A 24,159-nucleotide genomic window follows, 5' to 3' on the forward strand; every position below is an offset into this window, starting at 1 on the left:
CGCCGAATTTCTTCGACAGAACCGTTGCGATTGCAGCGGTCAGCGTGGTTTTACCGTGGTCGACGTGGCCGATGGTGCCGACGTTGACGTGCGGCTTGGTCCGTTCGAATTTACCTTTTGCCATTTTGAACTCCTAATGATTTGATTAGATTGCTCAGGCACACGCCCGACGGTCTGGTTTGAATTGCTTCTGTGCTGCCTGCTGCGAATTCTGGTGCCCTTGACGTGGATCGAACACGTGGCCTCTCCCTTACCAAGGGAGTGCTCTACCACTGAGCTACAAGGGCTGTAATTTGTTGCATGCGATGCATCAAGCATCTGAACGGAAACTGGAGCGGGTGAAGGGAATCGAACCCTCGTCGTAAGCTTGGAAGGCTTCTGCTCTACCATTGAGCTACACCCGCGAGGTATCGTTCACTTTATCTTCACTTGCTTTTTGCTACTACCCAGTTTTCCTTGCAAAAACTTGGTGGAGGGGGCTGGATTCGAACCAGCGTACTCATAGAGAACAGATTTACAGTCTGTCGCCTTTAACCACTCGGCCACCCCTCCGCGGGAACCGCAGAGTATGAAGCATCTACTCACAACTGTCAACCTTATTTACTGATGCCTGACTGCTGCATTTGCTTATAAAGAAGAAGTTGGCTGCTTCGGGGCGTGATTATAAGCTCCCGATTTGAGAATGTGCAAGGGTTGGCGCGAAAAAGTCGACTTTTTTCGCATTTTTTTTATCCCCCCTGCCCGCAAGCCGCATTTTCCCGTCACTCAGCCCGCATTTTTTCTATTTACCGGGCATCAGGCGGATGCATCCAGGAGTTGCCAAGGGGCTTATATTTGCGCAATAACTGCTGATGCAGGCCCGACAGTACGGGCAATTTGGGATTGCGCGGGTCCAGGCGGCGCACGCCGGCGATAAATGTCAGCGCCTGCTGGCCCATGCGCTCATCCCAGCCTTCGTGTTCCAGGCATTTCAGCACGGCCACGGCCGCATTGAAGACCACTTGCGGATTGTCTGGCAGGCGCGTGACGGCTTCGCCCATCAGGTCGACGGCGCCGCGGAAATCACCCTCTCCCGCCCTGGCCGCGCCGGCCGCCACCATGTCGGCCACTTCCTGGCGGCTTTGCCGCGCCAATGCCTTGGCCAGCTCTTCGCGCCCCGCCTGTTCGAACACGGCCATGGCGCGCGTCATGGCCGCACTGTCGGGCGCGTTGCGCATGACTTCGCGCATCACCTCGGCGGCGCCATCCTCGCGCCCATGCGCCAGGCAATGGCGCGCCAGTTCCGTTTTCAGCATGTTCGATCCGCCCACGCTGTGGCGGTTGGCGGCCAGGGCCGCGTCCAGCGATTGCTGCAGGCGCTCCTCGTTGCCCGTATGCGCATGCAACATGGCGCTGCACAGGGCGCTGCACAGTTCCGCATTCTTTTGCCCGCCCATCGACTTGTCGAGGTCGCGGATCACGGCGCCCGCCTGCAGCGGGTCGCCCTTGCGCACCAGGGTCTGCACCAGGCGCACATGGTCTTCCGGGTCGCGGAATTCCGAATACTTGGCCTTGCTGACCACCAATTTGAGGGATTTTTCCGCCATCTCGATATCGTCGGCCGCCAGGGCCGCCTCGCCCAGGCGGCGCAAGCGGCGCACGGCGTGCGGCGACAGGGCCACCGCTTCGCTCAGGGCCGCCTGCGCCAGTTCCGGCTTGCCTTGCGCCAGGTGCGTGCGCGCCAGCCAGTCATACGCATCGAGAAAACGCTTGTTGTTTTCCAGCAGCCCTTCCAGGGTGCCCTGCGCCGCTTCGTACTCGCCCAGCAGAAATTGCGTCTTGGCCTGCCCCAGGCGCGCCCAGCCGATGGACTTGCTCTCATACAGGGCCGCGTAGATCGGCTCGGCGTCGGCCGCCTCGCCCAGCAGCAGGTGCAATTCCGCGCGCAAGCGCAGGAAATCGGTGGCGTAGCGGGGATACAGGCTGGCGCCCTCGGCGCAGGCGGCAATCGCCGCGCGCTCATTGCCCACGTCGATCAGTTCATACACGGGCACGAAAGCATTGCGCTTGTCCAACGCGCGGCCGATGCGCTCGAGCATGTTGTCAGCAGTGAACGGCTTGAGGATGTAATCGGTAGGCAACAGCTCGACGGCGCTGACCACCTTGGCGAAGCTGCCTTCGCCCGTGACCATGAAGAACATGGTCGATGCGTGCATCAATTTGTGGTGGCGCAGGTCTTCCAGCATCTGCTGGCCATCCTGCCCGCCATCGAGATCGTATTCGCACAGGATCAAGTCATACGATTTGCTGCCCAGCATGCGGATCGCCTGGCCGGAGCTGGCCGCGTCGTCGATCTTTGCCAGGCCGCACAGGTTGAGCATATTGTGCAGGCTGGCGCGCATGCCCGGATGCGGCTCGATGATCAGTGCGCTGAGGCCCTTGAGTTCTTTCATGTCGTGATGTCCGAAAACTCCGCGGCGCGCCACACTGGTGCGTGGCGCCAGCCAGCATGAGGCTGCCGAGTATATGACGGCGCCGCGCGCAAGGGAATGGCGGCGCGCCGAAAAATGCCAACGGAGCGGCTACTCAAGCGACGGCGCGCTCCGGATGCCACAGTTGCGGCTCATGGTCGATCAGTTCCAGCAGCGCCGTCACCACTTCCGGATCGAACTGGCTGCCGCTGCGCTGCTCGATGTACTCGCGCACCTGCGGATACGGCCACGGTTCCTTGTAAGGCCGCTCGTGCAGCAAGGCATCGAAAACGTCGACCACGGCAACGATGCGCGCGGCCACGGGAATATCGCGCCCCTTCAGGCCATGCGGGTAGCCGGCGCCATCGAAGTGTTCGTGGTGGCCGCCGGCGATCTGCGCGCCATAGGTCAGATAGCTGACGCCGTCGACCATGTTGGCGGCCCGCTCGAGGATGGTGCGCCCGACGCTGGCATGCAGCTGCATCTGCGCCCGCTCCTCGTCCGTATGCTTGCCCGGCTTGAGCAGCACTGCGTCCGGCGTGGCCACCTTGCCCACGTCGTGCAGGATGCTGGCCAGGCCGATCATGTCGAGCAACTGCGGGGTCAGCTCATCCGGGTACACGCCGCGCTGCTGCATGCGCCGGGCGATGGCGTCGGACAACAGCTGCACGCGCCGCACGTGGCCGCCCGTGTCGCTGTCGCGGAATTCGGCCAGGTCGGCCAGCGCCACCACGGTCGCTTCCTGCGCCTTGCGCAGCTGGCCGAACATGTACAGGTTGTCGAAGGCGGCGGCGATGCGCTGGCAAAACACTTCCAGCAAGTCGCGCTGGATCTGCGCCAGCGGCCACGGCGGCGTGACGGAGATGGCCAGCTCGCGGTTGCCTTCCGTATGGATGAACAGCACATTGGCCGGATGCTCGAACTGGCTGCGCTTTTCCGCGAACGCCTTGTCGATGGTGGGCGTCAGGGCATGGTCGGCCGGCATGGCTTCCGCCTCGGCCAGCACGGCATACGTGCCCGTGGCGGCCACCACTTCGGGCCGTCCGGCGCCGCCCTGCATCAGGCACAGCACGCCGTCCGCGCCCACGTCGAGGATGGCGCTGACCTGGTTGAGCACGCCGGAAGCGAATTCGCGCAGGGAATGGATCTGGTACAGATTGGTGGCGCCGGCGAGAATCTTGCCCAGGCCGATGCGGCTGCGCTCGAGCATCATCAGGCTCTCGTAGGCGCGCAAGGCCGAGATGACGGTGGTAAACAGCTTTTGCGTCGTCAGTTCCGTCTTGGCCTTGTAATCGTTGATGTCGTATTCGATGATGACGCGCTGCTCGGGCGCCTGGCCCGGCTGGCCCGTGCGCAGCACGACGCGCACGATGGAATTGTTCAGGTCGGCGCGGATGCGCTTGGCGAGGATCAGGCCGGCATCGTCCGTTTCCATCACCACGTCGAGCAGCACCAGCGCGATATCGGGCGTGTCGCGCAGGATGTCGTACGCTTCGCGGCCGCTGTAGGCGGAAAACAGTTCCAGTTCGCGGCCCTTGAAGCTGACATTGCGCAGCGCCAGCCGCGTGACCGCATGCACATCCACGTCATCGTCGACGATCAGGACACGCCACAGGCGCTGGTCGGGCGCGGCCAGCCCGGCAGGACTGGCCACCGGCTCATCTTCGTCGAGCAGCCAGTTATCATCTGCATCGGCTTTGAGGTCGGTCATGAATACTCCTAAGGGATAAGTTCGATGTGGACGCTGCGTTGACGCCTATCAAGCATAATCAGATTAGATGCTGCTTACAACAGGATTCTGCGTAGCGCCGTCTCCGGCGACCGGCGCCGGCGCGGGTACCGCTGCACCGCTGCGCGTGGCGCCGCCGCAATTGTCCTGGCCTGGCCCGACAGCCTGGTAACGCACTTCGTACTTGCCCGCGCTGAGCTGCTCCACCGTCAGCTTGTCATTGGCCAGGATGTACAGGTAGCGCACATTCGAGCGCCGCTCCTGGTCATACAGCTTGACGAAGACGGGCGCCGCGTTGCTGCTGTTATCGATGGTCAAGCTCAGTTCCTCGCCCTTGTTACCGATCGGAAAGCCATCCACGTAGCCCGATTGCGCCGGCCATGGCTCGCCATTCGGCGCCACCAGCGCCGCCGACTCGGCCTGGCTGGCGCCATCGCAGGCGGGACGGCTGGCTTTCAGGCTCAGCTGTGAGACGGCCAGCACGCGGATCTCCGGTGCCTTCGCTTGCGCGGGCTCGGCCGCATACGGCTTGCCCACGGCCCAGCTATCGATAGCCACCGCCTCGTTTTTTGCCGGCGGCGTGGCGACGCCATCCGCCGAAGACGTGTCCGGGTGCGCTTTGGCGCCATCGCGGGCCAGGCCGCTCCAGGCCGACGCCAGCGCGGCCGGCATCGGCTGCGAGGTGTCGAGCATGAGCAAGGCACCCAGCCAGCCCAGCAACAGACAGACAAGCAGACTCAGCCACCAGCGCCAGTTGCGCCAGATGGGCGGCGCCTTGCCCTTCGGCGGCGGCACATCCTGCGCCCAGGCGTGCTCATGCGATTGGGCATGGCCTTTCGCGCGGCCATCGCGGCTCTTGCCTTCCTCGTGGTGGGTGCTTTCCAGCCATTCGATTTCCCACTCCTCGGCGGCGATCCACTCGTCGTGTTCCTTGCGGCGTTGTGGATCGGACAAGGTGCCATAGGCGCTGTTGAGGATCGCCATGATGCGGGCGGCCTTTTCGTCGCCAGGATTCTTGTCCGGGTGGTATTTCTGGCTGAGGGCTTTGTACGCGGCACGTATGACTTCCTGCGGCGCCAGGCGCGCCACTTTCAGGTTGTCATAGTGTGTATGTATCTTTCCCATCGTTCTATCTTGAAATCGGTGCGCGGCGACGGGTTCTTGCAGGATGGAACCGTGCTGTGTCGGTCATCATATACGATATGACAAGATAATAACCACCGGCGGACAGGAAATTGCAGGGCGGCACTGCCCTGCCTTGATATTGCAGGCGCTTACAAGCGGTGACTGCGGTCACTGGACAACAGGGCTTCCGGCAACTCCACCTGGTGCCCTACCACCAGCACCTTGAACAATTCCCCCATCTCGGCGGGCGACACCAGCTTTTGCACGGCGCTGGCCTGCGGCAAATACGTTTTGACCTGTGCCGGATCGGTGCGCAGCAGCAAGTCGCCGATGCCCGCGCCCAGCAGGAAGGACGCCTGGTTCATGTAGGCAAGCACATCGAGACCCGCATCCTGCGCCGCCACCGCCATGGCCGTGAAATCCACGTGGGCCGTGATGTCCTGCAAGCCGGGCAGATAGAACGGTTCCGCGTGGGCGTGGTGGCGGTAATGGCACATCAGGGTGCCCGTGGCGCGCAAGTCCAGGTAATACTCGTGGGCGGGGAAGCCATAATCGAACAGCACGGCCGCGCCGCCCTTGCCATTGGTCAGCATGCGCGCCAGCGAGCGCATGAAGCCGCAGGCCACGCCATGGATCTCGCTGACATAGCCGACCGGCAAGTGCTCGGCGTCCGGCACCTGGGCGGCGATCTGCGCCGCCACGTCGGCGCCGGCCGGACGTTCGACAAACACGAACTGGCCATCGGCAATGCTGACGTCGAGTTCGCACCAGCCGGCGGGCGTCTTGCTGATCAGGTTGACGGGCATGGCGTCGAGCACTTCATTGCCGAACACGGCGCCTTCGAAACTGTCGGGGAAGCCGTCGAGCCACACTACTTGCGGGAAGCCGGCCAGGGCCAGTTCCTGGCGCGCGCGCAATTCGCCGGACAGTTCGACGATCGCATACTGCTCGATAGGGATGCCGGCATTCGCCGCTTCCGTCAGGATATCGCAGGCCAGCTTGCCCGTACCGGCGCCGAATTCGAGGATGCGCGGGGCCGTTTGCGCCATAATAGCGGCTGCCACATGGGCCAGGGTGGCGCCGAACAGGGGAGAGATTTCCGGCGCGGTTGTAAAATCGCCATCTTTGCCCAGCTTGGCGGCGCCGCCGCTGTAATAGCCGAGGTCAGGCGCATACAGCGCCAGCTCCATGAAGCGGACAAAGGGAATGGCGCCGTCATTGCGCGCGATTTCGGCGGCAATCTGGTGCTGCAAGGCATGGGACGCGGCCAGCGCGTCGCTATCGGGTACGGGAAGAGACATACCGTATTGTAGCGAATCGGCGGCGCGGGCCGCCAGTACCGGCCATGGCAAGCCCGCTCACTCCATATAGACAGTAAAGACATGACACCAGCATCGACACTGCCACACAGCACTCCCCGCGTCGCCCTCGTCACGGGCGCGGCGCGCCGCATCGGCCGCGCCATCGCGCTGGGCCTGGCGCGCGACGGCTGGGATATCGCCGTTCACTACCGCGACTCGCGCGACGAGGCGCTCAGCCTGGTGGCGGAAATCACGGCGCTGGGGCGCCGCGCGCAGGCGTTCCCCTGCGACCTGGCGCAGGAAGACGCCGTGCGCCAGCTGTTGCCACAGGCACAGGCGGCGCTGGGCGCCGTGACTTGCGTGGTCAACAACGCATCGTTGTTTGAATACGACAATGCGGGCGATTTTTCTTTCACCGCGCTCGACGCCCACATGCACGCCAACCTGGCCGCCCCCATCCTGCTGGCGCAAGCGCTGTACCAGGCCACCCCGGCAAGCGGACAAGCCGTGGTCATCAACTTGCTGGATCAAAAACTGTACAATCTCAATCCTGATTTTTTGTCGTACACCCTGTCCAAGGCGGCGCTGCTGTCGGCGACCACCATGCTGGCCCAGGCGCTGGCGCCGAAAGTGCGCGTGGTGGGCATTGCCCCCGGCATCACCATGGTCTCCGGCGAACAGACGGAAGCGAACTTCGCCAAGGCGCATGAAAACACGCCGCTGGGACGCTCCAGCACGCCCGAGGATGTGGCCGACTGCGTCTGTTACGTGGCCGGCGCGCGCGCGCTGACGGGCACGACCCTGCTGGTCGATGGCGGCCAGCATTTGATCGGCTTGCCGCGCGACGTCATGTTTTTGACCAAATAATCAGCAGCCACACCAAACAACCAGCATTCCAGCATCCCCGAAAAGGTAAAACTATGTCGTCCGCCCTGTCCCACCCTCGCCTGGCCGATTGCCGCCGCCTGTTCCTGCGCAATTACGAAGTCCTCATCAACATCGGCGTCTACGACTTCGAGAAAAAGGGCGAGCAGCGCGTCCTCATCAACGTCGACCTGTACATTCCCCTGGCCCTGTCGACGCCGAAGGATGACCAGCTGGAAGAAGTGGTCGACTACGACTTCATGCGCGAAACCATCGCCAGGCGCATGGCGCAAGGCCACGTACAGCTGCAGGAAAGCCTGGTCGACGACGTGCTCGCGGCCATGCTGGCCCACCCGCGCGTGCGCGCCGCGCGCGTCTCGAGCATGAAACCGGACGTGTATCCCGACTGCGAAGGCGTGGGCGTGGAAGTATTCAAGATCAAGGATGAAGCATGAACAACATGAATGACACTGCCGTACTGGAAACGATGACAGCCGCCGTGGAAGTGCCGGCCAATGTGGAAGCGCAAAAACTGGCGCGCAAGAAGGCGGAAAAGATCGCCCTGGAAAACAACAAGCTGCACAAGCGCTTGTGCCGCCTGGTGGGGCAGGCCATCGGCGATTTCAACATGATCGAAGACGGCGACAAGGTGATGGTGTGCTTGTCCGGCGGCAAGGATAGCTACGCCCTGCTGGACATTCTGATGACCTTGCGCGAACGCGCGCCTATCCATTTTGACATCGTCGCCGTCAACCTGGACCAGAAGCAGCCGAACTTCCCGCCGGAAATCCTGCCCGCCTACCTGACGGAACTGGGCGTGGCCTTCCACATCGAAAACCAGGATACCTACAGCATCGTCAAGCGCCTGATCCCGGAAGGCAAGACCACCTGCTCGCTGTGCTCGCGCCTGCGCCGCGGCATCCTGTACCGCGTGGCCGACGAGCTGGGCGCCAACAAGATCGCCCTGGGCCACCACCGCGATGATATTTTGGAAACATTCTTCCTGAATATGTTCTTCGGCGGCAAACTGAAAGGCATGCCGGCCAAGCTGCAATCGGACGACGGCAAGCACATCGTCATCCGCCCGATGGCCTATGTGAAGGAAGAAGACACGCAGCGCTATGCGGAAGTCAAGGGCTTCCCCATCATTCCATGCGACCTGTGCGGTTCGCAGGAAAACCTGCAGCGCAAGCAGATCAAGGGCTTGATGCGCGAATGGGACAAGAAATTCCCCGGCCGCGTGGAAAGCATCTTCTCGGCCCTGTCGAACGTGGCGCCATCGCACTTGATGGATCCGAAACTGTTCGGCTTCAAGGATTTGAAGGCGGACGGCGTGGCCAGCCCCATGGGCGACATCGCCTTCGACGAAGAGCCGTGCTCGACGCCGACCACGTTCGGCACCATCGCGCTGCAACAAGCCTGACCGTGCGCACGCCGCGCGACTACTGGATCGCGCAGTGCGCCGGCTGGGGCGCGCTGGCGGCGCTGGGCGTGTACGCCTCCTGGGGCGGCGGACCCAATGCCTATGTCCTGTGGTTCTCGGTCGCCAAGGTCTTCTGCGCGCTGACGGGCCTGGGCCTGTCGCACGGCTGGCGCAATCACCTGCGGCGCCATGGCTGGATCAAGGGAGCGCAAGACAGATTGCCGCTGGCGCGCATCGGCGCCGGCCTGCTGCTGCTCAGCGTGCTGCAAACAGGTGCCGTGCTGCTGGCCGAGCTGCTGTTCCGCAACGGCGCCCTGCTGCAGGACCGCGCCGAACTGCCGGCCACCCTGGCGATCCTGACGGTGCTCTGGTTTATCGTGTTCGCGCTGTGGACGCTGCTGTACACCCTGGCGCTGTCGCGCCGCCACGCCACGCAACTGGCGTTCGACAAGCTGCAGCTGGAAATCCATGTCAAGGACGCTGAACTGCGCGCCTTGCAGGCGCAGGTCAATCCCCACTTTTTCTTCAACAGCATGAACAGCATCCGCGCGCTGATGTTCCAGGACGTGCAGGCGGCCGCGCGCGCCATGAACCAGCTGGCCGCCATGATGCGCCACAATCTGCAGACGGGATTGTCCGACACGGTGCGGCTCGATGCCGAGCTGGCCGCGCTGCAAGCCTATCTCGGCATGGAAAAGCTGCGCTTTGAAGAGCGGCTGCAACTGAGCCAGGATATCGCTCCCGGCCTCGACGCCGTGGCGCTGCCGCCGATGCTGCTGCAAACCTTGGTCGAAAACGCCATCAAGCATGGCGTCGAACGCAGCACCGGCCCGTGCGCCGTGCGCATCGAGGCGCGCCGGGCCGATGACAGCGTGCTGCTGCGCGTGGCGAACCAGGGCAAGCTGGCAGCCGACAGCGGCTCGACGCGCGTGGGCCTGGCCAATGCCGGCCAGCGTCTGCACCTGCTGTTTGGCGCGGGAGCCACTTGCCGCCTGGCCGAGCAGGACGGCTGGGTCATCGCCACCGTCACACTACCCTGGGAGCAGACATGCGCGTGATGATCATCGACGATGAGCGGCTGGCGCGCGACGAGTTGCGCCGCCTGCTGCTCGAGCATCCATGGGTCAGCGTGGTCGGCGAAGCGGCCAACGTACAGGAAGGCTTGCAGCAGATCACGGCGCTGGCGCCGGACCTGATTTTCCTCGACGTGCAAATGCCCGATGGCAGCGGCTTCGACCTGCTGGGGGCGCTCGCGCAAGCGCCGGCCGTGATCTTCACCACGGCCTACGACCGCTATGCGCTGCGCGCCTTTGACGTCAGCGCCCTCGATTACCTGCTCAAACCCATCGATCCGCCACGGCTGGCGCAAGCGCTCGAGAAGCGCCGGCCCGCCCCCCAAGAAGCCGGGGCGACGGCCGCCGATGGCAAGGTATTCATCAAGGACGGCGAGCGCTGCTGGTTCGTGGCGCTGGACGACATCGCGCTGTTCGAATCGGAAGGCAATTACACGCGCGTGTATTTCGATAGCCACCGTCCGCTGCTGCTGCGCTCACTGGTGCAGCTCGAAGCGCGGCTGGACGCGGCGAAATTCATGCGCGTCAGCCGCAGCCGCATCGTCAACCTCGCCAGCGTGACGGACATCGCGCCCGCGCCCGCGGGCGGCATGACGCTCACCTTGCACGGCGGCCTGCGCGTGGGCATGTCGCGCCGGCGCGCCATCGTCTTCAGGCAGCTCAACCGCCTGTAAGCTGCACGCGCCGGCGGTTGTCCAGCCCATTGCGCTCGATCAGCAGCTGCTCCGGATCCAGCACCGCTTCGCCCGGTGGCGCATCGACCGTCACCGTCACCGATGCGGCGCCGCCGGGCAAGCGGTGCTTGCCGCGATACAGCAGGCGCTGTGGCGCGCCATCGGCAAACACCGCCAGGTCGACCGGCTCATCGTAGGCGCGCGGCGCATCGCGTCCCTTGCCGTCGGCTTCCAGCTTGGCCAGCTGCACTTGCAAGGTCACGTCCCAGCGGCCATCGGCACGGCGCAGCGCACTGGCGCCGGCCAGGCGGTTGTCGTACAGGACGATACGCTCGAACAGGTCGGTGACCAGCTGCTGCTGCGCCGCCGGCGTTTCGGCGCGGATAAAGGACAGCAGGTCGCGGCTGGTCGCATAGGGCGAGCTGCGATAGCGATGCTGCGCGAGGAAGGCTTTCAAGGCGCGGTTCAAGGCCGCCTCGCCGATTTCGGCGCGCAGGCGGTAGAACGCCAGGCTGCCTTTGCGGTATTCGATATACGCCTGGCCCTCGCTGCGGAACAGGGGCAGCTCCCGGCCCTGTTCCCGGCCCCGGCCGGCGAGGTAGGCATCGAGGTCGAAGCGCAGGACAAGGCGCACCTTGTCGGCGCCGAAGCGCTGCTCCACCGCCATCAGCGCCGAATACTCCGCCAGCGATTCCGTCAGCATGCCGCTGCCCTGCACGTTGGCGGCGATGAGCTGGTCGCCCCACCACTGGTGCGCCACTTCATGCGCCGTGACATAGAACACATGGTCGACGCCATCGGGGTCGCGCAGGTCGCTGATAAAACCCAGCGACTCCGAAAACGGGATCAGGCCCGGGAAGCTGCGCGCATACTGCTGGTACAGGGGGAACTCGACGATGCGCAAGTGCCGGTGCGGGTAGGGGCCGAAGTGCGCCGTGTTGTAGGCGAGCGCCTGCTGCGCGCCGGCGACCATGCTGCCGGTATTCCACGCGTGCTTCGCATCGTGGTGGATCTCGATCGCCACATCCTGCCACTGCGCGCGCCGCACCTGCCAGCGGCCGGACTGGAAGGCGAAGAACGGCAGCGCCGGCTGCGCCATGCGGTAGCTGAAATAACGGCGCCCGCCTTGCTGCCAGCTGCCTTCCAGCGTGCCCGGGGCGATCGCCACCTGGTCCGCGCTGGTGGAGATGGTGGTCTGGAAGTCGACCAGGTCGCCATCGATGCCCCACTGCTTCCAGTAATTGCTGTAGCGCGCCTGCGGGTCGTCGAGCTTGGGCATGCCATGCGGCGCGCCCAGGCCACGCTGCCGGCGCTCGCCGCTGTCCGCGATCTCCTGCGCCGCGTTGTAGCCCAGGTGCGGGAAATACTGCTCGATGGTGAAATAGCTGCCGTTGTGCTGCACGCCCTCGGACTGGCCGCTGGCCGTAAAGCCCTGCTGGCGCACGGTCACGAGAAACGCAAGATCGAGCGTCGCGCCCGGCGCCAGCGCCTGCGCCAGTTCGATGATGCGCACGCCATGGCGCGCATCGTCGACCAGCACGCGGTGCGCGGGCAGTGCCTGCCAGGTGGTCTGCGCCGCCGTATCCATCTGCAGGTACAGCGTGCGCAGCGGCGTCGCGCCACGATTCTTCACGCGATAGCGGCCGCGTATCGCCGCGCTGCGCTGCGCCGGATACAGGTCGACATTGGCGGCAATCGCCGTGATGCCGGGCTGCGGCAGCGCCAGATACTGGCGATAGCGCCGTTCATGGTCGGCGCGCGCATCGAGCAGCTGCGCGCCGGACTGATAGTGGTTCAGCACGTGCATGTTGTAGGCGATCCAGCTGCCGCTGGCGGCAAAGCCGGCCAGGCTCAGGGCCAGGGCCCAGCCGCTGGCGCCGCGCAGGCGCCGCACGCCTTGCGACCAGCGCACGCGCCAGCGGGCCGCGCGCCCCGACGGGCGAAAAGCCTGCGCCACCAGCAGCAGCGCCACCGTGCCCAGCGTCCAGTACAGCGCGAACCACAGCCAGCCGGCCAGCAGGCCGCCATAGCCATTCAAATCCGAGTATACCAGTTCCGGCAGCGAGGCAAAGCGGTACAGCGGATGCTCGAAGCCCAGCGCGGCCAGCAGCGGCTTGAACATCACCAGCAGCAACGAAAGCGCATACGCGACGTATTTCTGGTTGACGATGACCTGCAGCGCCAGCATGGCCAGCGCCATCAGCACGAACCAGGCGGCATTCATCAGCGTGCCTTGCAGATACAGCAGCGGTTCCGGGCGCACGCCGCCCTGGAGCAGCTGCACCGCCAGCGCTGCCAGCACGCCGGCGCCCAGAAACACGGCCACCACGGCGGTCAAGGCACCGCACTTGGCCAGCAGCGGCAGCCAGCCCGGCACGGGCAAGGCGTCCGTCAGGTCGGCGATCTTCGCGTGCCGGTCGCGCCATACCAGTTCGCCGCTGTAGAACATCACGACGATGGCCAGCACAAAGTTCAGGCTGTCGGCCAGTTCGACCAGCATCAGGCGCGTCAGCGGATACGGCACGCTGTCAAAGCGCAAGCCGCCGACGCTGACATTGGCGATGAAGTTGGCCAGCGCCAGCAGCAGCATGACGAGGAAAGGCACGCTTTTCAGCACGCCCATCGTGTCAAAGCGCAGCACATGCCAGAATTGCCGCCATGCCGCCGCCATGCCAAACTGCGGCACGACCGGGCGCAGCGCGGGGCCGGCCGCGACGATGGCAACGGGCGCCGCCTGCGCGCGGACGGCACGGCGGAACCAGCCGCGGCCTGCACCGGCGCGCTGCGGCTTGAACAGCCAGATGGTGGCCGCCAGCAGCGCCAGCGACAGCACGCCCCACAGCAGGCGGTTGGCCAGCAGCAGGCCGGCCAGCGGCGGCAGCGCCGTATTCATTTCGGCGCTGGTGAAGTAGCGCGTGGCCAGCGCCAGGGCGCGCACGCCAAACGGGTCCAGCAAGGCCGCCGTCATGGCCAGCGCCGGACGTCCGGCCAGCAGGCCGGAGGCCGCCCACAGCACGAAAAACGCCAGCACGCCCACGTACACGAGCAGCATCGAGCGCCCGGCCACGGCCAGCAGCATCAGCAGCGCGGCGACAAACAGCACATTGGGCACGATAAAGACGGCAAAGCTCCACAGATAGGGCAGAGGCGTGACGGGGTTGAGCCGCTCGGGGTCGGCGGAGGAAGTGAGCGAACCGAGCATCATCGCCAGCACCACCAGCACGAATACCAGCAGGCAGGCCGCCAAGCCGGCCAGGAAGCGCCCGCCCAGGTAATCGCGCTTGCGCATCGGCGTGGCGTACAGCAGATCGGCGATGCCGGCGTCGCTGTCGCGCAGCACGGCGCCGGCGATAAACACGGCCACCAGGAACATGGCAAGCATGCTCAGCACGCCAAGCTGGTTGGCGATCACGGCCGGCGCGTTCAGGTGCACATTGCCGATGCCGCCACCGAGGCGGAAGGTCGGGCTGCCGGCCGTCAGAAAGGCACCGACCATCAGGGGCACCGTCATCAGCCACAGCAAGGGCTGGCGCAATTGGTAGCGCAAGTCGAAGCGAAAGAATTCCTGCCACATGCTGTTCTCCTCAGGCCGCCCGCAGTTGCAGGAAGTAGACGTCTTCCAGGTCCGGTTCGACACGGCGGAAGCCGTCATCGGGCTGGCTGTCCGCATACACGTTGATCTGCGTGCGGCCCGCCACCAGGCGGCTCGACAGCACCGTGCAGTGCTGCTGGTACTGCGCCAGTTCGGCATCGCTGACGCTGCGGCGCCAGACGCGGTCCTGCAGGGTGGCGATCGCCGCCTGCGGCGCGCCATCGATCAGCACGCGCCCCTTGGCGATCATGGCCATGCGGGGGCACAGATTGGTCACGTCTTCGACGATGTGGGTCGACAGGATCACCACCACCTTGTCGCCGATGCGCGCCAGCAGGTTCAGGAAGCGCTGGCGTTCATCGGGGTCCAGGCCGGCGGTCGGTTCGTCGACGATCACCAGGCGCGGCGCGCCCAGCAGCGCCTGGGCGATGCCGAAGCGCTGGCGCATGCCGCCCGAATAGCTGGCGACGGCGCGCTTGCGCGCCTCCCACAGATTGGTCAGCTGCAGCAGCGCCTCGACCGCCTCGCGGCGCTCGCCCCGCTGATGCAGTCCCTTCAAGATGGCAAAGTGATTGAGCAGCTCGACAGCGCTGACCCTGGGATAGACGCCGAAATCCTGCGGCAGGTAGCCGAGCTGGCGCCGCAGCGCCGCCTTGTCGCTGGCGACATCGACGCCGTTGAAATGCATGCTGCCGCTGTCGGGATCCTGCAAGGTGGCGATGGTGCGCATCAGCGAGGACTTGCCGGCGCCATTCGGCCCGAGCAGGCCAAACAGACCGGCGGGAATCTCCAGGCTGACGTTATTGATGGCGTGAACGCCGTTGTCGTAAGTTTTATCGAGCGCTTTGAGCGATAGCATGGCGGGGCTCCAGGAAAGAAGCCCCCAGCCTATCGGCGCACCGCCGCTGCCGCCAGCGGCGCCACACGAACGGCGCAATGTGCCATGCGAACGGTCGAAAAGCGTGACGAGCGGTGCGGCGACTGGCTATTAAAACTCTTCCCAGTCATCGCCGGCTGCCGCCTTGGCTGGCGCCAGCGTCCTTGGCGGCACGGCGGCGCCGCGCACGGCAACGCGCGGGCGCGGTGCTGCCGGCGCAGGACGCGCGGCTGCCGGCTGTGGCGCCGGACGACGCAGCAAACCTGGCTGATCGCGCAACTTGAATACGCTGACCACTTGCGCCAGGCCGTTCGCCTGCTCTTGCAGCGAACCGGCGGCGGCCGCCGCCTCTTCCACCAGGGCCGCATTCTGCTGGGTCACCTGGTCCATCTGGGTAATCGCCTGGTTGACTTGCCCGATGCCGTGCGTCTGTTCCTGGCTGGCGCTGGAAATCTCGCCGATGATGTCGGTCACGCGCTTGACGCTGGACACCACTTCATCCATCGTCGCGCCGGCCTGGTCGACCAGCTTGGCACCCACGCCCACCTTGCTGACGGAATCGTCGATCAAGCCCTTGATTTCCTTGGCCGCCGCGGCCGAACGCTGCGCCAGGTTGCGCACTTCGCCGGCCACGACCGCAAAACCGCGCCCCTGCTCGCCGGCCCGCGCCGCTTCCACTGCCGCATTGAGCGCCAGGATATTCGTCTGGAAGGCGATGCCGTCGATCACGCTGATGATGTCGACGATCTTGCGCGACGACTCGTTGATCGACCCCATGGTCGCCACCACTTCGGCCACCACCGAGCCGCCGCGGCTGGCGATGCCGGCCGCCGCGATGGCCAGCTGGTTGGCCTGGCGCGCGTTATCCGCGTTCTGCCTGACGGTGCTGGTCAGCTCTTCCATCGACGAAGCCGTTTCTTCCAGCGAGCCGGCCTGCTGTTCCGTGCGCGATGACAGGTCCAGGTTGCCGGCCGCGATTTCCGACGATGCCGTGGCGATGCTGTCCGTGCCGCTGCGCACCTGGCTGACGATGCTGACCAGATTGTTGTTCATATTGCCCAGGGCCGTCAGCAACGCCCCCGTTTCATCCTTCGCCGTCGTGGCGACGGTCTGCGTCAGGTCGCCGGCGGCCACCGTTTCGGCCAGCGCCAGCGCCTGGCGCAGCGGACGCGTGATGCCCGTCGTCAGCAGCCACGAGCACAGCACGCCGAATGCCACGGCGAACAGCGTCAGCAGGCTGATGACGGTGGTGTCATGCACGGCGGAAGCGTCGATCTGCTTGGCCGTCGCATCGATGCTTTCGCGCTGCAAGGTCACCAGTTCCTGCAGTAAATCCTGGTACACCTTGGCCGCCGGGGTGAACGCGGTGTCGAGGATTTTCGCCGCGCCTTCCACGTCGCCATCGGCCTTGGCCTTGACGGCCCCGTCACGCGAGGCGCTGTACACCTTGCGCTGCTCGAGGATCTTGGCAAACAGGGCTTTTTCCTTGTCGCCCGCGACGAGGGGCTCGATCTGCTTGAGCAATTCGGCCGCCTTCTTCACGGACGCGGCCGAGTCTTCCTTGAAATACGGTCCCAGCGCCGGATCGCTGCTCTTGACGATGGCGGCCGTGCGACGGATCGAGGCAAAGTTCAAGCCATACCAGTCGGTAATCAGGCGTTCCTTGGTCAGCGGTTCGGCCATCATGGCCCGCGTCGACGTCGCCACCTCATTGAGGCGCCACACGCCCACTGTAGCGATCAGAACGGTCATTGCCAGGATCAGGACAAAGCCGATGCTCAGGCGCTTGCCGATCTTGATATTTGCGATAAAGCCCATGGTGTCTTTTCTCTCAATAAATGCATCAAAGATATATTTAATTCCATATGGAATTTTTTGCATTGCAGATTATACATTGTTGAAATATATGTAGCTGATTTGTTGATTTTGAGAAATGTTTCTGTTAAGTTAAAAATCTCCTCCGCAACTACAGGCGCGCCGCGCTTGTCCGCCCGCCTGTTTCTCAAAGAAATCTATGAAACTTTCCGCATTGCCCCTGAAGAAAATCACCTTTGCCGCCGTCCTCGCCTGTGCCGGCAGCGCCCACGGCGCGGCCCTGCCACCCGCCATCGCGGCCCAGCTCGCAGCCAATTACCCGGCCGTGGAAAGCCTGTACCTGGACTTGCACCGCCACCCGGAACTGGCGTTCCAGGAAGTCGAGACGGCAAAAAAACTGGCCGAGAAGGTCAAGGCGCTCGGTTTTGACGTGACCACCGGCGTCGGCGGCACGGGCGTCGTCGCCATCCTGCGCAACGGCCCCGGTCCCGTCGTCATGCTGCGCACGGAAATCGATGCGCTGCCGGTGCTGGAAAAGACCGGCCTGCCGTTTGCCAGCAGCGTGGTGACGAAAAACGCGGCCGGCGAAAGCGTGCCGGTGATGCATGCCTGCGGCCACGACGTGCACATGTCGGCCTGGTATGGCAGCGCCAAGCTGATGGCCGACAACCGCCAGCACTGGAGCGGCACCCTGATGCTGGTGGGCCAGCCGGCCGAAGAGCCGCTGCTGGGCGCGGCCGCCATGCTGAAGGACGGCCTGTTCACGCGCTTCCCGAAACCGGACTACGCCCTGTCCTTCCACGATGAAGCGACGCTGCCATCGGGCACGGTGGGCTACCACGCCGGCTACTTCCGCGCCGCCGCCGACACCATCAGCATCACCGTGTATGGCCAGGGCGGCCACGGCGCCGCGCCGCACGACACGCGCGACCCCGTCGTGATGGCCGCGCGCATCGTGCTGGCACTGCAAACGCTGGTCTCGCGCGAAAACAATCCGATGGACCCCGTCGTCATCACAGTGGGCAGCATCCATGGCGGCACGCAGGCCAACATCGTGCCCGACCAGGTCACCATGCAGCTGACGGTGCGTACCTTCAAGGATGCCGTGCGCAAGCGCGTGCTGGCCAGCATCGCGCGTGAAGTCAAGGGCGAAGCGTTTGCCGCCGGCGCGCCGAAAGAGCCGCTGGTGGAGATTCGTCCCGGCACGGACGCCGTCTACAACGACCCGGACCTGACCCTGCGCATGGTGTCTACCTTGCAAAAATCGCTGGGCGCGGCCAACGTGACGGAAATGCCGGCCAAGATGACGTCGGAAGACTTCGCCAACTACGGCCAGGCCGGCGTGAAAGCCGTGCTGCTGCATATCGGCGCGGTGGAGCCAGGCAAGCTGGCGGCGGCCAAGGCCAGCGGCAAACCGCTGGCCGGCCCGCACTCGCCGCAATGGGCGCCCGAGTACCAGCCGACCATCAAGGCGGCGATCACGGCGGAAACGTCGATCCTGCTCGATTTGCTGGGCAAGAAGCAGTAATCAGGCAGTGCGCGGGGAAGCTGCTTTTCCCCGCGCCCCTCCCCCTCGTCCGAAATGCTTTCCTTCATCCCCCTGCTGCAGTAAGCTCGTTGTCTGCCGCCACGTTCGTGCCGGCATCCCTTGCAACCAGACCATGAATGGATACTGTATGCCGACAACCGCGCTCAAACGCCCCGTACTGACCCTGCTGGCCCTCGGCTTTGCCATCTCCACCGCCTTCGCCGCGCCGGCGCCCACCGACCGGCAAGCCGACCGCTGGGATTTGACGGCGCTGTATCAAAACGATGCCGCGTTCGACGCCGACGCGAAAAAGCTGTCGGCCCAGCTGCAGCAACTGGGCGCCTGCAAAGGGCAGCTGAAAGCCTCGCCGGCCCGCCTGAAAAGCTGCCTGGACCTGTACGCCGATGCGCGCAAGCGCGTCAACACGCTCACCACCTATGCGGCGCAGTACTACGACCAGGATACGGGCGACAGCAAGGGCAACCAGCTGAACCAGCGCGCAGCCCTGCTGGGCAACGATTTCTCCCAGGCGACGACCTTTCTGCAGCCGGAAATCCTTGCCCTGGGCAGCCAGCGCATGGATGCCATGCTGGCGAAGGACAAGGGCTTGCAGCTGTACCGTTTTCAATTGAGCAACATGCTGCGCAGCGCGCCGCATACGCTCGACGCGGCTGGCGAGCAGCTGGTGGCGCAGTTTGGCCTGGCAACAAGCTCGGCCGCCAGCGTCTACCGCACTCTGGCCAATGCGGAAATCCCGTGGCCGACCGTCACACTGTCGGACGGTACACAAGTGCGCCTCGACCAGGCGGCCTACACGAAATACCGCGACGATGACAAACGTGCCGACCGCAAGCTGGTGTTCGACGCCTTCTTCGGCAAGTGGAAGGAATATGAACGCACGTTCGGCGAAACCCTGTACGGCCAGCTGAAGACGGATGCCGCGTATGCGAAGGTGCGCCGCTATGCCGACTCGCAAAGCGCGGCGCTCGACGCCGACCATTTGCCGCCAGCCGTCTACCAGACCCTGATCGCGCAAACCAACGCCAACCTGCCCACCTTGCACCGTTACTTCAAGCTGCGCGCGCGCATGCTGGGCGTCAAGGACCTCGCGTATTACGACATCTATGCGCCGCTGCTGAAAAGCGACCGCACCTTCCCGCTGGCCGAAGGCAAGCAGATGATGCTCGACTCCGTCGCGCCGCTGGGGCCCGACTATGTGAAGGCACTCACCGCCGCCGTGGACGCGCGCTGGATGGATGTGTATCCGCGCCCGCGCAAGGTGGCGGGCGCCTATATGAATGGCGACGCGTACGACGTGCATCCGTTCGTGCTCCTCAACTACACGGACAATTACGAAGCCGTCAGCACCCTGACGCACGAATGGGGCCACGCCATGCACTCGGTGCTGGCCAACAAGGCGCAGCCATCGATCTATGCACCGTACAGCATCTTTGTGGCGGAAATCGCCTCGACGACGAACGAGGCGCTGCTGCTCGACGCGCGCCTGAAGCAGGCCAAGGATGACGACGAGCGCCTGTTGTACCTTGGCGCGGCGCTGGAAAACCTGCGCGGCACCTTCTTCCGCCAGGCCATGTTTGCCGAATTCGAGGCGGCCATCCACGGCAAGGTGGACAAGGGGGAATCGCTGACGGGCGAAGAGATCACGGCCATCTATGCCGGCATCCTCAAGCGCTACCACGGCGAAGCGCAGGGCGTCATGACCATCGATCCCGCCTACGCGCTGGAATGGGCCTACGTGCCGCATTTTTATCACGGCTTCTACGTGTTCCAGTACGCCACCTCGATCGCGGCGGCGCAGGATTTCGCGCAGCGCATCCTCGACAAGGAACCGGGCGCGCTGGCCGCCTACCTGAAGATGCTCGGCGCGGGCGGCTCGGCCTATCCGTATGAACTGGTGAAAGCGGCCGGCGTCGACCTGGCATCGCCGAAACCGTACCAGGCGCTGGTGGCGCGCATGAACGGCATCATGGACCAGATCGAGGCGATTGAGAGCCGCCGGGGGAAGTAAGCTTTAGCAAACCCCAAGCGAAGGCTGGGGTCAGCCCCCCTCTATTGTTAGCGCAAGCCTCTGTGTTAGCGGTGTTGAGGGTCTGACCCCGAAGTTTCAGCCGCCGCAAACGCCGCCGCATCGCTCTCGAACATGTCTTCCAGTTCCTCGCGCGCCTGGCGCGTGAGGGACATGACTTTTTGCTGGTCCTGGAAGTGCGGCGCCACTTCCAGCAGGGTTTTCAGGTTATGCCGGCCAAAGATGCCGGCCGCGCGCTGCGCCCGCTCCGGGCTGAAGCCCACCTGCTGCAAGGTCTGTTCGCCCAGCAGCAGCGCCGCCGCGAAGGTCTCGCGCTCGATCAGGGTCACGCCCCGCTTCATCAATTCATAGTAATGCGTGACGTTGCGCGCGCGCGCCAGAATCGTCAGTTCGGGCAGGCGCAGGCGCACGGCGTCGACCAGGGCCAGGCTGTCATCCACATTGTCGATGGCGATCACCAGCGCTCTGGCCTTCTCGATGCCGGCCGCCACCAGCAGATCCACGCGCGTGGCGTCGCCATAAAACACCTTGAAGCCGAACTTGCGCAGCAGGTCGATCTGGTCCGGGTCGTGGTCCAGCACCGTCACGCCGATTTTATTGGCCGCCAGCAGGCGGCCGATGATCTGGCCGAAGCGGCCGAAACCGGCGATGACGATGGGGTTGTCCTGCGCCTCGATATGGTCGTCGGGGCGGCGCTTCTTTTCGCTTTGCAGGCGCGGCGCGACGAATTTGTCGTGCGCCAGCAGCAGCAAGGGCGTGGCCACCATCGACAGGGTCACCACCACGACCAGCAGCGCGGCTGTCTCCGGCGCGAACACGTGCGCGGCCTCGGCGGCGGCAAACACGACGAAGGCGAATTCGCCCCCTTGCGACAGCAGCAGCGCAAAGAACAGCTGCTGGCCGCGGGGAATGTCGACAAACTTCGACAGCAGGTACAGCAAGGCGATCTTGACCACCAGCAGCCCCGCCACCAGGGCCAGGATCAGCAGGGGCTGGGCGCGCAGCACGCCGAAATCGACGGACATGCCGACGGCGATGAAAAACAGGCCCAGCAGCAGTCCCTTGAACGGCTCCAGGTCGGAAATGAGTTCATGGCGGTATTCGGAATCGGCCAGCAGCACGCCCGCCATAAAGGTACCCAGCGCCATCGACAAGCCCACCGATTCCATCAGCACGCAAATGGCGATCACCAGCAGCAGGGCGAAGGCCGTGAAGATTTCGCGCAAGTCCGTCCTGGCGATGAAGCGCAGGATGGGGTTCACCAGGAAGCGCCCGCCGATCACCAGGGCCGCCAGCACGGCGGCCAGCTTGGCTACGCGCAGCCAGCCCGGCTCACCGCTATGCGTGACCAGGCCGCCCAGCAGCGGCACCAGCGCGATCATGGGAATGGCGGCGATATCCTGGAACAGCAAAATGGAAAAGCCCGCGGAACCGGCCGGCGTCGTCATCAGCTTGCGTTCACCCAGGGTAGCGAGCACGATGGCCGTCGACGACAGCGACAGCCCCAGCGCGCCCACCAGCGCGGTGCGCCAGTCCACGCCAAAGGCCATGGCCACGGCGCACAAGCCCGCGCTGACGACACCCACCTGCGCCCCGCCCCAGCCGAAAATCGGACGGCGCAGCAGCCACAATCGTTTGGGTTCCAGCTCCAGGCCGATCAGGAACAGCAGCAGCACCACGCCGAATTCGGAAAAGCTGAGGATCACTTCGACATTCTTGATCAGGCCCAGGCCCCAGGGACCGATAACGACGCCGGCCACCAGATAACCCAGCACGGCGCCCATGCCCAGGCGCTTGGCCAGCGGCACCATGATGATGGCGGCAACCAGGTAAAACAGTATGTTGATGAGAAAGCTATGGTGTTCCATGCGGGTTCCGGAAAAACGTGACTGGAATCGCAATCATGCCTGAAGTGGCGCGCCAGCGGGGTATCAGGGTTGCGGCGCATCGATACGTGCGCGTAGTTCGTCGACATTCACGCGCTGGAGGTAGCTTTCGATATTCTTCCACACGGCGTGGTAGCCGTAGCCGCCATTTTTCAGCTCGTCGATCGCCTTCTCGCGCGGCCAGCCCTGGTACAGCATGCGGTACATGGCGGCCATCATGCCCGTGCGGTCGGCGCCGTGCAGGCAGTGCAGCAACACGGGACCGTGCTGTCCGGCGGCGCGGATGGCACGCATGGTGTCGATCACATGCCGGTCGCGGATGGCCCAGGTATTGATGGGAATACGGACGGCGCGGATGCCGCTGCCTTCCAGCACCTGCGTATCGGAGTGGAAGGAGCGCAGGCTGATCACCGTCTTCACGCCCAGCGCCTGCAGCTGGGCCACGTCGGCGCTGTCCAGCCTGGCACTGCGGTACAGGACAGGCGTGACCTGGTGCAGGTTCGACACCTGCGGCAACGGCGTGGCCCAGTCCGGATGGCGTGGCGGCGATGGCTGCGCCCCGGCGGGCGCGGCGGCCAGCCCCAGGGCGAGCGTCAAAAGTACTGCATGTAACATCATGGCTTCCTTGTTATTGACGAATGGCGCCAGCGCGCAGCACCTGCGCCAGTACGTCCAGAGCGGCGCGCGGACGGCCCAGGGCCAGCGCTTTCGCGCGCATCGATTGCAACTGTTCAGGATGATCGAGCAGCAGGCGCACGCGGTATTCCAGGGTGACGGCATCGAATGCCTTCAGGGCCACGCCCTGCTCCAGCAGATAGTCGGCATTGCGCTCTTCCTGCCCCGGAATCGGCGAGTTGACGATCATGGGCAAGCCCAGAGCCAGGCATTCCGAGGTGGTCAGCCCGCCCGGCTTGGTGATCACCAGGTCGGCGCACGCCATCAGGCGCTCGACTTCGCTGGTAAAGCCTTGCGCCAGCAAGCGGCCCGGATACTGGCCGGCCAGTGCCTGCAGCGCCGCCAGCGCGGCGGCGTTCTTCCCCGCCAGTACGATCAGCTGGAAGTCGCCCGGCAGCGCCAGCAGGCGCGCGGCGACCGTTTCAAGGCTGCCCAGTCCCGCCCCGCCGCCCATCAGCAGTATCGTCGTGCGCTGCGGGTCGAGGCCAAACGCCTGCGCGCACGACACGCGGTCGGGCACCTGCGCAAACGCGGGCATGATGGGGATGCCCGTCACGTGGATGCGTTCAGCGGGGATGCCTTCGTGGCGCATGCGGAACGCCACTTCGTCGGTGGCGGCAAAATATCCCTGCATCTGTTCATGCACCCACATGCGGTGCAAGTCGAAATCCGTGACTTGCACCCAGACGGGGCAAGCCAGCTGCTGCTGGCGCAGCGCGCGCGACAGCAGTTCGGCCGGCAGGAAATGCGTGCAGATGATGGCGTCAGGCTGGAAGGCGGCGATCTGCGCCATCAGCGCGCGCGTGTTGAGGCGCTCGATGCCACGGCGCAGGCGCTGCATGGTGCTGTCGCGCGGCGCATCGTGGGTGGCGTGATACAGATAGCCCCACAGCGCGGGGGCCTTGTTGACCAGCTTGATATAGAAATCCGTGTACAGCTTGCGAAACGCCGGCGTGACGAAGTCCATCACGTCGAGATGCAGGACCAGCGCCGCAGGGCCTGCGCCGCCATCGCGCGCCGCATACGCCTCGATGGCTTGCGCCGCGCGCATGTGACCGGCGCCGGCCGAGACGCTCAGGAGAAGAATTTTTTTTGTCATG

18 protein-coding genes and 3 tRNA genes are annotated in these 24,159 nt (G+C 64.8%); 7 read left to right on the top strand and 14 right to left on the bottom strand.

Going from position 1 to position 24,159, the window contains the following annotated elements; translation table 11 throughout:
* The 8 genes from CSQ92_RS22070 to CSQ92_RS22105 all read right to left on the bottom strand — a co-directional run.
* A partial coding sequence (locus CSQ92_RS22070) for a GTP-binding protein (protein ID WP_017454492.1) occupies positions 1–124 on the bottom strand: 124 nt, incomplete at its 3' end.
* Positions 125–212: 88 nt separating this feature from the next.
* Positions 213–287, bottom strand: a tRNA-Thr gene (locus CSQ92_RS22075).
* Positions 288–330: 43 nt separating this feature from the next.
* A tRNA-Gly gene (locus tag CSQ92_RS22080) sits at positions 331–404 on the bottom strand.
* Between the two features lie 63 nt (positions 405–467).
* Positions 468–552, bottom strand: a tRNA-Tyr gene (locus CSQ92_RS22085).
* A gap of 233 nt (positions 553–785) precedes the next feature.
* A complete protein-coding gene (locus tag CSQ92_RS22090; protein ID WP_034753121.1) occupies positions 786–2,432 on the bottom strand; it encodes a tetratricopeptide repeat-containing response regulator in 1,647 nt (548 codons plus the stop codon).
* A gap of 133 nt (positions 2,433–2,565) precedes the next feature.
* Positions 2,566–4,161, bottom strand: a complete 1,596-nt coding sequence (locus CSQ92_RS22095; protein WP_070258612.1) for a DUF3369 domain-containing protein — start codon at positions 4,159–4,161, stop codon at positions 2,566–2,568.
* Between the two features lie 63 nt (positions 4,162–4,224).
* The gene (locus CSQ92_RS22100; RefSeq protein WP_099395414.1) at positions 4,225–5,304 is read right to left on the bottom strand and encodes a J domain-containing protein; all 1,080 of its coding nucleotides are present in this window, start codon (positions 5,302–5,304) and stop codon (positions 4,225–4,227) included.
* Between the two features lie 149 nt (positions 5,305–5,453).
* Positions 5,454–6,605 (bottom strand): class I SAM-dependent methyltransferase, encoded by a 1,152-nt coding sequence (locus CSQ92_RS22105; RefSeq protein WP_099395593.1) that lies wholly within the window; start codon positions 6,603–6,605, stop codon positions 5,454–5,456.
* An 81-nt stretch (positions 6,606–6,686) separates the two neighbouring features.
* On the opposite strand from CSQ92_RS22105, the gene CSQ92_RS22110 reads away from it, so the two are divergent.
* Genes CSQ92_RS22110 through CSQ92_RS22130 form a run of 5 tightly spaced genes read left to right on the top strand, consistent with a single transcriptional unit; the run spans position 6,687 to position 10,639 of the window.
* Positions 6,687–7,472, top strand: a complete 786-nt coding sequence (locus tag CSQ92_RS22110) for an SDR family oxidoreductase (RefSeq protein ID WP_099395415.1) — start codon at positions 6,687–6,689, stop codon at positions 7,470–7,472.
* Positions 7,473–7,525: 53 nt separating this feature from the next.
* A complete protein-coding gene (locus CSQ92_RS22115) occupies positions 7,526–7,924 on the top strand; it encodes a dihydroneopterin aldolase (RefSeq protein WP_034783508.1) in 399 nt (132 codons plus the stop codon).
* A gap of 32 nt (positions 7,925–7,956) precedes the next feature.
* A complete protein-coding gene (gene ttcA / locus CSQ92_RS22120; RefSeq protein WP_070258652.1) occupies positions 7,957–8,892 on the top strand; it encodes a tRNA 2-thiocytidine(32) synthetase TtcA in 936 nt (311 codons plus the stop codon).
* Positions 8,844–9,950, top strand: a complete 1,107-nt coding sequence (locus tag CSQ92_RS22125; RefSeq protein ID WP_230522791.1) for a sensor histidine kinase — start codon at positions 8,844–8,846, stop codon at positions 9,948–9,950. The genes ttcA and CSQ92_RS22125 overlap by 49 nt, the downstream gene beginning before the upstream one ends.
* A complete protein-coding gene (locus CSQ92_RS22130; protein ID WP_099395416.1) occupies positions 9,941–10,639 on the top strand; it encodes a LytR/AlgR family response regulator transcription factor in 699 nt (232 codons plus the stop codon). The genes CSQ92_RS22125 and CSQ92_RS22130 overlap by 10 nt, the downstream gene beginning before the upstream one ends.
* On the opposite strand, the gene CSQ92_RS22135 is transcribed toward CSQ92_RS22130, so the two are convergent.
* The 3 genes from CSQ92_RS22135 to CSQ92_RS22145 form a co-directional block, all read right to left on the bottom strand.
* The gene (locus CSQ92_RS22135; protein WP_099395417.1) at positions 10,626–14,213 is read right to left on the bottom strand and encodes an ABC transporter permease/M1 family aminopeptidase; all 3,588 of its coding nucleotides are present in this window, start codon (positions 14,211–14,213) and stop codon (positions 10,626–10,628) included. The genes CSQ92_RS22130 and CSQ92_RS22135 overlap by 14 nt on opposite strands.
* Before the next feature lie 10 nt (positions 14,214–14,223).
* Entirely contained in the window at positions 14,224–15,090 is an 867-nt protein-coding gene (locus CSQ92_RS22140; RefSeq protein ID WP_070258604.1) for an ABC transporter ATP-binding protein, read from the bottom strand.
* A 129-nt stretch (positions 15,091–15,219) separates the two neighbouring features.
* Positions 15,220–16,926, bottom strand: a complete 1,707-nt coding sequence (locus CSQ92_RS22145; protein ID WP_099389826.1) for a methyl-accepting chemotaxis protein — start codon at positions 16,924–16,926, stop codon at positions 15,220–15,222.
* A 196-nt stretch (positions 16,927–17,122) separates the two neighbouring features.
* Between CSQ92_RS22145 and CSQ92_RS22150 the strand changes: the two genes are divergently transcribed.
* Together CSQ92_RS22150 and pepF are read left to right on the top strand one after the other, a co-directional pair.
* Positions 17,123–18,451 carry an amidohydrolase gene (locus CSQ92_RS22150; RefSeq protein WP_070258600.1) on the top strand — a complete coding sequence of 443 codons (1,329 nt, stop codon included), beginning with the start codon at positions 17,123–17,125 and terminating at the stop codon, positions 18,449–18,451.
* A gap of 148 nt (positions 18,452–18,599) precedes the next feature.
* A complete protein-coding gene (gene pepF, locus CSQ92_RS22155; protein WP_099395418.1) occupies positions 18,600–20,480 on the top strand; it encodes an oligoendopeptidase F in 1,881 nt (626 codons plus the stop codon).
* Positions 20,481–20,545: 65 nt separating this feature from the next.
* Here pepF and kefC read toward each other — a convergent pair whose 3' ends face one another.
* The 3 genes from kefC to CSQ92_RS22170 all read right to left on the bottom strand — a co-directional run bounded on the left by kefC (position 20,546) and on the right by CSQ92_RS22170 (position 24,158).
* A complete protein-coding gene (kefC, locus tag CSQ92_RS22160; RefSeq protein WP_099395419.1) occupies positions 20,546–22,366 on the bottom strand; it encodes a glutathione-regulated potassium-efflux system protein KefC in 1,821 nt (606 codons plus the stop codon).
* A 63-nt stretch (positions 22,367–22,429) separates the two neighbouring features.
* Positions 22,430–23,002: a dual specificity protein phosphatase family protein gene (locus CSQ92_RS22165; protein ID WP_244517505.1), complete on the bottom strand. Its 573-nt coding sequence runs from the start codon at positions 23,000–23,002 to the stop codon at positions 22,430–22,432.
* A 10-nt stretch (positions 23,003–23,012) separates the two neighbouring features.
* Positions 23,013–24,158: an MGDG synthase family glycosyltransferase gene (locus tag CSQ92_RS22170; RefSeq protein WP_180277090.1), complete on the bottom strand. Its 1,146-nt coding sequence runs from the start codon at positions 24,156–24,158 to the stop codon at positions 23,013–23,015.
* Position 24,159 lies beyond the last annotated feature (1 nt).

The organism is Janthinobacterium sp. BJB446, from assembly GCF_002735655.1.
Taxonomy (GTDB): Bacteria; Pseudomonadota; Gammaproteobacteria; order Burkholderiales; family Burkholderiaceae_D; genus Janthinobacterium; species Janthinobacterium lividum.

Excerpts from the sequence above, each read along its gene's own strand:
- CSQ92_RS22090 (WP_034753121.1), bottom strand. The coding sequence starts at position 2,432 with ATGAAAGAACTCAAGGGCCTCAGCGCACTGATCATCGAGCCGCATCCG.
- CSQ92_RS22095 (WP_070258612.1), bottom strand. The coding sequence starts at position 4,161 with ATGACCGACCTCAAAGCCGATGCAGATGATAACTGGCTGCTCGACGAA.
- CSQ92_RS22100 (WP_099395414.1), bottom strand. The coding sequence starts at position 5,304 with ATGGGAAAGATACATACACACTATGACAACCTGAAAGTGGCGCGCCTG.
- CSQ92_RS22105 (WP_099395593.1), bottom strand. The coding sequence starts at position 6,605 with ATGTCTCTTCCCGTACCCGATAGCGACGCGCTGGCCGCGTCCCATGCC.
- CSQ92_RS22110 (WP_099395415.1), top strand. The coding sequence starts at position 6,687 with ATGACACCAGCATCGACACTGCCACACAGCACTCCCCGCGTCGCCCTC.
- CSQ92_RS22115 (WP_034783508.1), top strand. The coding sequence starts at position 7,526 with ATGTCGTCCGCCCTGTCCCACCCTCGCCTGGCCGATTGCCGCCGCCTG.
- ttcA (WP_070258652.1), top strand. The coding sequence starts at position 7,957 with ATGACAGCCGCCGTGGAAGTGCCGGCCAATGTGGAAGCGCAAAAACTG.
- CSQ92_RS22130 (WP_099395416.1), top strand. The coding sequence starts at position 9,941 with ATGCGCGTGATGATCATCGACGATGAGCGGCTGGCGCGCGACGAGTTG.
- CSQ92_RS22135 (WP_099395417.1), bottom strand. The coding sequence starts at position 14,213 with ATGTGGCAGGAATTCTTTCGCTTCGACTTGCGCTACCAATTGCGCCAG.
- CSQ92_RS22140 (WP_070258604.1), bottom strand. The coding sequence starts at position 15,090 with ATGCTATCGCTCAAAGCGCTCGATAAAACTTACGACAACGGCGTTCAC.
- CSQ92_RS22145 (WP_099389826.1), bottom strand. The coding sequence starts at position 16,926 with ATGGGCTTTATCGCAAATATCAAGATCGGCAAGCGCCTGAGCATCGGC.
- CSQ92_RS22150 (WP_070258600.1), top strand. The coding sequence starts at position 17,123 with ATGAAACTTTCCGCATTGCCCCTGAAGAAAATCACCTTTGCCGCCGTC.
- pepF (WP_099395418.1), top strand. The coding sequence starts at position 18,600 with ATGCCGACAACCGCGCTCAAACGCCCCGTACTGACCCTGCTGGCCCTC.
- kefC (WP_099395419.1), bottom strand. The coding sequence starts at position 22,366 with ATGGAACACCATAGCTTTCTCATCAACATACTGTTTTACCTGGTTGCC.
- CSQ92_RS22165 (WP_244517505.1), bottom strand. The coding sequence starts at position 23,002 with ATGATGTTACATGCAGTACTTTTGACGCTCGCCCTGGGGCTGGCCGCC.
- CSQ92_RS22170 (WP_180277090.1), bottom strand. The coding sequence starts at position 24,158 with ATGACAAAAAAAATTCTTCTCCTGAGCGTCTCGGCCGGCGCCGGTCAC.